Consider the following 10,055-nt stretch of genomic DNA (forward strand, 5'->3'; position numbering starts at 1 on the left):
GGCCGAGGCATGGCCCGCCCCCGGGGCAGCCCCGGCCCGATCAGGTCGCTGTGGCCGCTGCCGCCGCCCGGCCCGCCGCGCGGCCCCGAGAACAGTCAGCCGCCCAGGAAGGTGCCTTCGAGGGAGCGGCAGCCGTGGACGCCGCCTCCGCCGAAGCCGGAGAGGTCGGTCTGGAGGCCGCCAGCGTCCAATGCCGAAGAACTCATGGGCGTGGTACGGGAGTTGTGAGGAAGGCGTACCGCCCGCCCGAAACGCGCTTGTCCGTCCTCGCGGCACGGCGCTACGTTGCCGAGGTGGATCTCTTCTCACGCTCCTGGACGGCGTTGCGCGCGGCGGTCGCCGACCTGGCCGACGAGGACTTCGCCCGGCCGTCCGGCTGTACGGGCTGGCTGGTGCGGGACCTGGTGTGCCATCTGGTCATCGACGCCCAGGACGTCCTGATCACCCTCGCCACACCCTCCGACCGGGAGCCCACCCGTGACGCGGTGACCTACTGGGAGGTCGCCGACACACCGCCGACCGGCGACGACCCGCTCGACGCGCTGACCGTCCGCCTCGCCGCCGCGTACGAGGATCCGCACCTGCTCACGTTCCACCTGGACGACGTCGGTTCCGCCGCCGGCCGCGCCGCCCGGCTCGCCGACCCGGCCGGCCGGGTCGGCACCCGCGACGAGGTCCTCACCGTGGCGGACTACCTCTCGGTGTACGTCCTGGAGTGGACGCTGCACCACCTCGACCTGATCGCGCACCTCCCGGACGCGGCGCAGCCGCCGGCGGAGGGGCTCGTCCACTCCCGCGAACTGCTGGAGCGGATCGCGGGAAGCGCGTTCCCCGCGTCGTTCCACGACCGGGACGCGCTGCTGGTGGGCACCGGGAGGCGGGCACCCACGGAGGCGGAGCGGGCCGAACTCGGCGAGCTGGCCTTGAAACTCCCGCTCTACCTGGGCTGACCCGACTCCCCGGCCGTTCGTCAGTTCGTGTACACCTCCGCACGGTCCACGCTCACGAACGCGCCCCGGGACTCGGCGTTGTGCTCCCCGGTCAAGCGGATCCGCAGGGTGTGCCGCCCGTACGACAGCTTGGGGCTGACGTACTGCAGCTTCTCGCCGGTGCGGATCGCGCCGTGGAAGTCGACGCGCTGTTCGGCTCCGCCGTCGACGCTGATCCCGGCGATGCCGTTGCCGGTGTCGCGGACGGACAGCAGGGCGACGCGGGTCCCGGTGAAGGTGAAGGTGGCGGTGTTGCCGGCCCGGTCGCTCCAGTGGTCGTCGCCCCAGAAGCACTGGGTGGCGCAGCCGGTGCCGGAGTTCCAGTCGCCCGTGTAGGCCACGCTTCCGGCGCCGCTGGAGCGGCCGTCGTCGTTGATCCAGTACGTGCCGGATCCCGGGTCACCGGAGGGCAGATCCTGGGTGGCGCCGAGGGCGAGGGGCCGGCCGAGGTTCGGACTGCCGTCCGCGTTCCAGCCGATCTTCTGGGCGCGGGTGGTGCGATCGGTGTAGGTGTTCGTCGAGGTCGTCTTGGCGTGGTAGACGATCCAGTCCTCGGTGCCGTCGGGCGAGCGGAAGAAGGCATGGTGCCCGGGGCCGTAGACGCCTCGGTCGTCGGCGCGGGAGAAGACCGGCCCGGAGTGCTGCTTCCAGTTGCCGGGCACGAGCGGGTCGGCGCCGTCGCGCAGGGACATCATCCAGACCTGGTAGTCCGGCTTGCCGGTGTCGCAGGTCGAGTACGTCATCCAGGTACGGCCGTTGCGGTGGAGGAACTCCGGACCCTCACGCACCTCGGGGCAGCCGCCGGCGGCGTCGAGGGGGACGGCGTCACCGGAGACGGTGTAGGGGTTGGACATCGGGGCGATGTTGAGGCCGTTGTGCTGGTACTGGTTGAGGCCGGCGTAGGCGAGGTAGAGGCGGCCGTTGTGCCGGAACACGCCCGGGTCGATCGCGTATTTGTCGGCGTGGTTGGGCGGGGTGAGTTTCGCCTTGAAGCGGTACGGTCCTGCCGGGTCGTCCCGCTCGGACTCCAGGACGTACAGCCGGTGGTGTTCGTCGACCCCGTCGTCGGCCGTGTAGTAGAGGTACCAGCGGTCGCCGAAGCGGTAGAACTCCGGTGCCCAGATGTTGCGGTCGCGGGAGCTGTCGGTGTCCTTCCACACGGTCACCGGGTCCGAGGTGAGCAGCGTACCCAGCGAGGGCGAGCGCCACATACGGATGCTGTCGCCCTGGGTGGTGGTGAGGTAGTAGTTGCCCTTCCAGTGCGAGACGTAGGGGTCGGGGCCCGGGTTGAGCGGGTTGCGGAAGGTGCCGGCGGCGGCCTTCGGCCGGGCGTCGGCTCCGGCCGCCGACGGGACGGCGGTGAGCCCGAGCAGCAGGGCCAGGAGGACGGCGAACAGTGAACTTCGGGATCGTAAGCGCATGTGCGGGTCTCCTTGCATCGTTGTAGTCACGGATGGCGTGGCGCGTCCTCGAAGGCGGCCGGGCGGGTCTGGGCGTCGCGCAGGAGCGTGGTGTCGACCTTCTCGGAGCGGTCGAAGCGGTAGACGCCGTTGCGTTCCTGGAAGACGTCGGTGAGCTGGGTGTAGCAGTAGCCGAACATGTCCGGGTCATCGAGCAGCACCCCGGTCAGGCCGGTGAAGCGGGCCACGAACTCCTCGGCACCGCGCGGCCGTTGCCCGTAACCCCAGGAGGTGTCCTGGTCGTCCCCCGCCGTACCGGCCGCCGCGTCCGGGTCCCACCAGATGCCGCCGAACTCGCTGCAGAAGTACGGCTGTCCGCGGTATGGCACCGACCAGGGCCGCCCGTCCGGCGCCTGGTTGACGTACGGCCGGTCCTGCGCCAGACCCTCCATCGTCCTGGCGAGGGCCGCGGGGTCCTGCTCGTAGCAGTGCGAGTCGTAGACGTCGGTCTCCGGGACCCGGTGGGCGTAGCCGGAGGCGTCGATCACCGGGCGGGTGGGGTCGGCCTGCTTGGTGGCCAGGAACATCGCCCGGGTGACGTCGTCGAGCCGGGTGACGCGGTCGTGCAGCGGCTGGTACGTCTCGTTCAGCGGGCACCAGCCGACGATCGAGGGGTGGGAGTGGTCGCGCTCCAGGGCCTCCAGCCACTGGGTGACGTAGGAGGCGTCGGGGCGCTGGTTGTCGTCGCGTACGCCGGTCTCGCAGCCCCAGTCGCCGAACTCGCCCCAGACCAGGTAGCCGAGCCGGTCGGCGTGGTGGAGGTAGCGCTCCTCGAAGACCTTCTGGTGCAGCCGGGCGCCGTTGAAGCCGGCGCGCAGGCCCAGTTCGATGTCCCGGACGAGGTCGGCGTCGGTCGGGGCGGTCATCAGGCCGTCGGGGTAGTAGCCCTGGTCGAGGACGAGCCGCTGGAAGACGGGTTCGCCGTTCAGCAGCAGCCGCTTGCCGTGGACGGCGACCGAGCGCAGGCCGGCGTAGGACTGTGCCGTGTCGACGACCGCACCGGCCGCGTCGAGGACCTCCAGGGTCAGGTCGTACAGGTGCGGGTCCCGCGGTGACCAGAGGCGCAGCCGGTCGGCGGGCACGGGCAGGACGAGCCGGGGGCACAGGTCGAGGTCGGCGCGCGCCTCGGCGGCGACGACGCCCCCGTGGCCGTCGGTGAGCGTGGCGCGGACGCGGTGGCCGGGCGCGTTGGCGGAGAGCGGGAGTTCCAGGAAGAAGGAGCCGGAGGCGAGGTCGGGCGTGATGCGGGGTCTGCGGAGGGCGACGGTGCGCGGGACCGGCTCCAGCCACACGGTCTGCCAGATTCCGGTCGTCCGGGTGTAGTGGCAGTGGGAGTTGGCGTACCAGGTCGCCTGCTTGCCGCGCGCCTGGACGCCGTGGCGGCTGTCCCGGGCCCGGACGACGATGGTCAGTTCCTCGCCGGGGACGGCGACTTCACCGAGGTCGGCGGTGAACGGTGTGAAGCCGCCGCGGTGCCGGGCGACTTCACGGCCGCCGGCCCAGACGGTGGTGTCGTGGTCCACGGCCCCGAAGTGCAGCAGCACCCGGGAACCGGCCCAGTCAGCGGGCACGGTCACGGTCCGCCGGTACCAGACCGCTTCCATGAAGTCCGTGTCCCCGACCCCGGAGAGTTCCGACTCGGGGCAGAACGGGACGACGATCGTGCCGGCGAGTTCGCGCGTCGCCAGTCCGCGTTCCAGGCCGGTGTCCGACCGGTCGATCTCGAACTGCCACACGCCGTTGAGGTTCAGCCAGGCGTCCCGGACGAACTGGGGCCTCGGGTGTTCGGGGCGGGGCACGTCCATGGGGCTCCTTGTGTCGCGTGTGCCGGGTGTCGCGTGTGCCGGGTGTCGCGTATGGGGGGGTCTCCTGTGCCGGTCGGTGCCCATGGCACCATGGGTTTACATCGATGTAAACACGTCGGACGGCACCTGGGCGCAGTCGGTACGATCTCGGCAGTCGGAAGGACGGGACAGCGTGGCGGCCAGACCCAGGATCAAGGACGTGGCGGAGTACGCCGGCGTCTCCCCCAAGACCGTCTCCAATGTGATCAACAACTTCGAGCATGTGTCGGAGCGGACCCGCGCCGCCGTCCAGGAGGCGATCGAGGCCCTGGGCTACCGCGTCAACATCGCCGGGCGGCAACTGCGCCAGGGCCGCACCGGCATGATCACCCTGGCGGTCCCGGAGCTGGACGTCGCCTACTTCGCCGAGTTGGCCAAGCACGTCATGGCCGAGGCCGACCGGCGCGGGCACACCGTCCTGCTGCACCAGACCGGGGCGGTGCGCGAGCGGGAGCTGGCGGCGCTGCACGGGTTCGACGCGCAGTTCTCCGACGGCGTCATCCTCAGTCCGCTCTCCCTCCAGCCGCGTGATCTCGCCGTCCGCGACCGGCGCCTGCCCGTGGTCCTGCTCGGCGAGCGCTCCGCCGAGGGCGGCACCGACCATGTCGGCATCGACAACGTGCGTGCGGCGCGCGAGGCCACCGAACACCTCCTGTCCCGGGGCCGCCGGCGCATCGCGGTGGTCGGCGGCGCCCTGCACGGCCGCCAGGGCACCGACCGGCTGCGCACCGACGGCTACCGCGAGGCCCTCGAAGCGGCGGGCCTGCCCTTCGAGCCCGGCCTGGTGGTGCGGGTGGACGCCTATCACTGGCAGGACGGCGCACGGGCCGCCGCAGCGCTGATGGAAAGCGGCCCCCGCCCGGACGCGCTGCTGTGCCTGAACGACCATCTCGCCCTGGGCGCGCTGCGGGCCCTGCACGAGCTGGGCCGTTCCGTGCCGGGCGAGCTCGACGTGGTCGGCTTCGACGACATCGAGGCCTCCCGTTTCAGCGTCCCGACCCTCACGACCGTCGCCCCGGACAAGCAGGAGATCGCCCGGGCCGCCGTCGCCCAATTGCTGGCCCGGATCGACGCCCCGGACACCGCGCCGCCGGGCGACCATGTGGCCGGGCACCGGCTCGTCGTACGGGAGAGCTCGGGGGGCTGAGCTGCGACGGAGCGGCCCTCCGCGCCCCGCGATGCGGGCCCTCCGCTGCCCGGCCCGCCGTCGAACCGTATCGGCCGAGGTGGGAGCATGGCGGCATGGACGTCCGCCGCAGGAACAACGTGAACGTCATCGGCCGCGACGACGCGCCGGTGCTGGTGCTGGCCCATGGGTTCGGCTGCGACCAGAACATGTGGCGCCTGGTGGTGCCGGCGCTGGCGGAGCGGTACCGGGTGGTGCTCTTCGACTACGTGGGTTCCGGCGGGTCGGACCTGTCGGCCTGGAGCGAGGAGCGGTACTCCTCGCTGCACGGCTACGCGGCCGATGTCGTCGACGTCTGCGAGGAGCTGGACCTCCGGCAGGCGGTGTTCGTGGGGCACTCGGTCAGCGCCATGGTCGGCGTGCTGGCGGCGCAGGCCGCGCCGGAGCGGATCGGGGCACTCGTGATGGTGACGCCCTCGCCCCGCTACATCGACGACGAGGGATACCGCGGCGGGTTCAGCACCGAGGACATCGACGAGCTGCTGGACTCCCTGGAGGCGAACTACCTGGGCTGGTCGTCCGCGATGGCCCCGGTGATCATGGGCAATCCGGAGCGTCCGGAGCTGGGTCAGGAGCTGACCAACAGCTTCTGCGCCACCGACCCCGACATCGCGCGGGTCTTCGCCCGTACGACCTTCCTGACCGACAGCCGGGAGGACCTCAAGGGCGTGGCCGTGCCGACCCTCGTGCTGGAGTGCGAGCAGGACGCCATCGCGCCCCGTGAGGTCGGCGCCTATGTGCACACGACGATTCCCTCCTCCCGCCTGGTCACCCTCGACGCCACCGGGCACTGCCCGCAGCTGAGCGCGCCGGAGGCCACCGCGGCGGAGATCCTCGGCTTCCTGGAGTCCCTGAAGTGATGTGTCGTGCGAACGGCGCGCCGGAGCCTGCCGGGACCGGGGACGAGGCGGGCACGGACGCGGCGTTCACCGCGCTGCTGGAGGACAGCGCGGAGGACCTGTACGAGGCGGCGCCGTGCGGTTACCTGTCCACGATGATGGACGGCACCATCGCCAAGATCAACGCCACGCTGCTGGACTGGCTGGGCCTGGAACGCGAGGCCGTGGTGGGCCGCAAGCGCTTCGCGGATCTGCTCACCGTCGGCGGGAGGCTGTACCACGAGACGCATTTCGCGCCGCTGCTGCGGATGCAGGGCGAGCTGCGCGGTATCGCCCTGGACCTGAGGCGCCAGGGCGGCGGCCGGCTGCCGGTGCTGGTCTCGGCCGTGGTCAAGTACGGCACCGGGGGCGAACCCCTGCTGATCCGGGTCACCGTCTTCGACGCCTCCGACCGCCGCTCCTACGAAACGGAGCTGCTGCGCCGCCGTAAGGAAGCGGAGCGGGCCCACGCCGAGGCGGACGAGGCCCGGCGGCAGGCCGAGTCCGACCGGGCGCGGCTGGCCGACGCGCTGGCCGTGCTGCAGCGGTCCCTCGTGCCGGACTCGCTGCCCGCGGTACCGGGTCTGGAGACGGCCGTCCACTACCACACGGCCGCCCCGGACCAGCTCGGCGGCGATTTCTACGACCTGTTCCCCGTCGCCGGCGACCGGTGGGCGTTCTTCCTCGGCGACGTGTGCGGCAAGGGCCCCGAGGCCGCGTCCCTCACCTCGCTGACCCGCTACACCCTCCGGGCCGCCGCCCATCACGACCCGGAGCCGGCCGCGGCGCTGGCCACGCTGAACGCCGTACTGCACGAGCGGTACACGGCCGACGGCGATCCCCGTTACTGCACCTGCGTGTTCGGGATCGTCGAGCCCGGCGGGGACCACGGTCCCACGATCGTGCGCCTCGCCTCCGGCGGTCATCCGCCGGCTCTCGTCCTGCGGTCCGACGGCCGCGCCGAGTTCCTGCCCACCCCCGGCGGCCTGCTCGTCGGTGTCCTGCCCGACGCACCGATAGGCACCGCGGAGACCGTCCTGGCCCCCGGCGACACGATCGTGCTGTACACCGACGGTCTCACCGAGGCCCGCACCGGCCCCGGCCGCGACGACCTGTACGGCGAGGGCGCCCTGCGCGCCTTCGGCGCCGGCCTCGCTCCCGCCGCCCCGGGCGAGGTGATCACCGCACTCACCGGGCTGCTGGACGGCTTCGGCGACGGGCTCGACGACGACACCGCCCTGCTCGCCCTCGGCGTCCCGGCCGACTCTTCCCCCATCCGCCCCACGACGAGTTTCCCCACATGAAGACGCTGACCATCCACCAACGCGACGCCGAGACCGGTCCCGTTCTGCACGTGGCCGGCGACCTGGACTACGCCCAGGCCCCCGAACTCCGCCGCCAGGTCGGCCTGCTCCCCCTGACAGCGGGGCAGTGCCTGGTCCTCGACCTCTCCGGCCTCGAGTTCTGCGACTCCTCCGGCATCACCGCCCTGCTCGCCGCCCGCCAGCACGCCCTGGCCGCCGATGCCGGCATCGTCCTGGCGGGCGTACCGGCGAACCTGATGCGTGTCCTCACGCTCGTGGGCCTCGACCAGGTCTTCACCCTGCGTCCGGACAGCGGCTCCATGTCATGACCCGCCCGGCGGCTCCGCGGCGTCGGCCCTGACGAAGACCGGCTTGAGGTGCTTCTCCGGCAGCGCGTCCGGCAAGTCCTCCCAGTCGATGACGTGGGAGACCACCTTCTCGGGCGCGACCCTGCCGGAGGCGGCGAGGGCGAGGGCGTCGGGGATGTGGGCGCGCACGCTGTCGCGGGCGATACGCAGGGTGACGCCGGTGAGGTACATGTCGAGCAGGGGCAGTTCACCGGGGCGGAAGTGGTTGCCCGCGCTCTCGCAGATCCCTTCCGGTGTCAGGCACTTGAGGGCCAGGGCGAGCTGGTCGACGCGGCCGGTGGCCTCCACGGCGATGTCATAGCTCTGCGGGACCGGTTCGAGTGCCTCGGCGGTGGCGGCGCCGAAGGCGCGGGCCAGCGTGCGGTGTTCGGGGTCCGGGTCGACGTAGAGCACGTCGGAGGCGCCGAGCGCGCGGGCGATGTCGCACACGTAGAGGCCGATGCTGCCCCGGGCGACGACGAGGACCCGGGCTCCGGGACGGGCCTTGAGGTGGGGGGCGACCAGGCGCCAGGCCAGGGACCAGTTGTCGCTGGCGGAGGCCATGGCGACCGGGTCGAGGCCCGTGGGCAGCGGAACGAGCATGGCGTCGGCGTAGGGCACCCGGACCAGGTCGGAGAAGAGCCCGCCCCAACTGCCGCCGATCGGTGCGCCGTACATCGCCATGTACGGGACGTCGGCACAGTGCGCGGTCAGCCCGGCCCGGCAGCGGTCGCAGGTACCGCAGTTGATGGACCAGGGGACGACGACCAGGTCACCGGGGGTCACGGAGGTGACGGCGTCGCCGGTTTCGACGACCCGGGCGACGCACTCGTGGCCCAGGGCGAAGGGCGGCTCGATGAAGCCGTGCCCGGCGAGGATCGAGGAGTCCACATCGCAGGGCGTGGCGGCCACCGGGGCGACGATCGCCGCCCGGCCGGACTCGACCTCGGGGTCGGGCACCTCGCGCCACTCGACGGTGCGCTTGGCGACATAGGTCAGTTCACGCATCGGCGCTCTGCCCCTTCGCCAGGGCGACGAGGTCCGCGTAGCGGATGACGGAGCCGCCCGCGCCCCAGGTGCCGTCGGGCTGCTCGTGCACCAGCACCCACACCCGCAGGGCGTCGTCCGGGGTGAGTCCGGCGGCGGCCAGGACGGTCTGTGTGGCCTCCTCGACGAGTCCGTCCTTGCGGCGCTCGGACAGGGCGCCCTGCGGGACGGTGACCTCCACCAGGAAGCGAGGCTCGTCGTCCTCGGCGGTGGTCTGGGCTCCTTCGGGCAGCTCGGCGAGGTAGCTCCACGCCTGGGCGCGGAAGAACGGGGTGTCGGGTGCGCCCTCCCAGCGCAGCAGTACGCCGGCGAGGTCGCGCTGGACGGACCGGCGGCCCTCTTCGGTCAGGGCGCCGGCCGGGGCCGTGAGCCGGATCATCGGCATGGACGTACCTCTCTATGACAGTCGTTATAGGCGACGGTCACGCTAGACTATGACGGCCGTAATAGCCAGGGGGTCGGAAGGGGACCGCGTACGTGACCAAGCCCAGCCCGACGGCGCGCGAGCGGATCGTGGCCGGTGCGGCCGACATGATCAGCCGGCGCGGTCTGAACGCGACGAGCATCCGTGAGACGGCCAAGCACGCCAGGGCGCCCCTCGGCTCGACGTACCACTACTTCCCCGAGGGCAAGCAGCAGTTGGCGACCGAGGCCGTGCGCCACACGGGCGCCTGGGCCGCCCGCAGTCTGCGCGAGGAGCTGGAGGCGGGCCCGGTCGCCGGACTGCGGGCCTTCCTCGCCCTGTGGCGCCAGATCGTCGTGGACAGTGACTTCCGGGCGGGCTGCCCGGTCCTCGCCGTCGCCATCGAGGAGCCCCCCGCCGACGAGACGTCCACCGCCCTGGTGGCCGCCGCCGACGTGTTCGAGGAATGGGAGGGCCTGCTGGCCGGCTCGCTGCGCGAGCACGGCGCCGGGTCCGAGCAAGCCGCACAGCTCGCGACTCTGATCGTCGCGGCGGTCGAGGGGACCGTGGCCATGTGCCGCGCCAAGCGCACCACAC

Annotated in this window: 10 protein-coding genes; 6 read left to right on the forward strand and 4 right to left on the reverse strand. The window is 72.2% G+C overall.

All coding sequences use genetic code 11. The features are described 5' to 3' along the window. Positions 1-293: 293 nt before the first annotated feature. Complete coding sequence (locus ACWIF2_RS38730) at positions 294-950, forward strand: maleylpyruvate isomerase N-terminal domain-containing protein (RefSeq protein ID WP_454366152.1); 657 nt, start codon at positions 294-296, stop codon at positions 948-950. 20 nt (positions 951-970) lie between these two features. Here the strand turns inward: ACWIF2_RS38730 and ACWIF2_RS38735 are convergent, their stop codons facing one another. Both ACWIF2_RS38735 and ACWIF2_RS38740 read right to left on the reverse strand, forming a co-directional pair. Then, positions 971-2,410, reverse strand: a complete 1,440-nt coding sequence (locus ACWIF2_RS38735; protein WP_454366154.1) for a glycoside hydrolase family 43 protein — start codon at positions 2,408-2,410, stop codon at positions 971-973. Positions 2,411-2,436: 26 nt separating this feature from the next. Further along, positions 2,437-4,254: a glycoside hydrolase family 2 protein gene (locus ACWIF2_RS38740; RefSeq protein WP_454366156.1), complete on the reverse strand. Its 1,818-nt coding sequence runs from the start codon at positions 4,252-4,254 to the stop codon at positions 2,437-2,439. A gap of 172 nt (positions 4,255-4,426) precedes the next feature. On the opposite strand from ACWIF2_RS38740, the gene ACWIF2_RS38745 reads away from it, so the two are divergent. The 4 genes from ACWIF2_RS38745 to ACWIF2_RS38760 all read left to right on the forward strand — a co-directional run bounded on the left by ACWIF2_RS38745 (position 4,427) and on the right by ACWIF2_RS38760 (position 7,990). Then, positions 4,427-5,440 (forward strand): LacI family DNA-binding transcriptional regulator, encoded by a 1,014-nt coding sequence (locus tag ACWIF2_RS38745; protein ID WP_454366158.1) that lies wholly within the window; start codon positions 4,427-4,429, stop codon positions 5,438-5,440. Positions 5,441-5,535: 95 nt separating this feature from the next. Further along, positions 5,536-6,339: an alpha/beta fold hydrolase gene (locus tag ACWIF2_RS38750; RefSeq protein ID WP_454366160.1), complete on the forward strand. Its 804-nt coding sequence runs from the start codon at positions 5,536-5,538 to the stop codon at positions 6,337-6,339. After that, positions 6,339-7,661: a PP2C family protein-serine/threonine phosphatase gene (locus ACWIF2_RS38755; RefSeq protein ID WP_454366161.1), complete on the forward strand. Its 1,323-nt coding sequence runs from the start codon at positions 6,339-6,341 to the stop codon at positions 7,659-7,661. The genes ACWIF2_RS38750 and ACWIF2_RS38755 overlap by 1 nt, the downstream gene beginning before the upstream one ends. Then, complete coding sequence (locus ACWIF2_RS38760) at positions 7,658-7,990, forward strand: STAS domain-containing protein (RefSeq protein ID WP_454366162.1); 333 nt, start codon at positions 7,658-7,660, stop codon at positions 7,988-7,990. Before ACWIF2_RS38755 ends, ACWIF2_RS38760 begins: the two co-directional genes overlap by 4 nt. Here the strand turns inward: ACWIF2_RS38760 and ACWIF2_RS38765 are convergent. Together ACWIF2_RS38765 and ACWIF2_RS38770 are read right to left on the reverse strand one after the other, a co-directional pair. Continuing rightward, the gene (locus tag ACWIF2_RS38765) at positions 7,985-9,016 is read right to left on the reverse strand and encodes a zinc-dependent alcohol dehydrogenase (protein WP_454366164.1); all 1,032 of its coding nucleotides are present in this window, start codon (positions 9,014-9,016) and stop codon (positions 7,985-7,987) included. The genes ACWIF2_RS38760 and ACWIF2_RS38765 overlap by 6 nt on opposite strands. After that, entirely contained in the window at positions 9,009-9,440 is a 432-nt protein-coding gene (locus tag ACWIF2_RS38770) for a tautomerase family protein (protein ID WP_454366166.1), read from the reverse strand. The genes ACWIF2_RS38765 and ACWIF2_RS38770 overlap by 8 nt, the downstream gene beginning before the upstream one ends. A gap of 146 nt (positions 9,441-9,586) precedes the next feature. Between ACWIF2_RS38770 and ACWIF2_RS38775 the strand changes: the two genes are divergently transcribed. Then, on the forward strand, positions 9,587-10,055 hold a 469-nt coding region (locus tag ACWIF2_RS38775), incomplete at its 3' end, for a TetR/AcrR family transcriptional regulator (protein WP_454366167.1).

It is taken from the genome of Streptomyces sp. NPDC055506 (assembly GCF_053643595.1).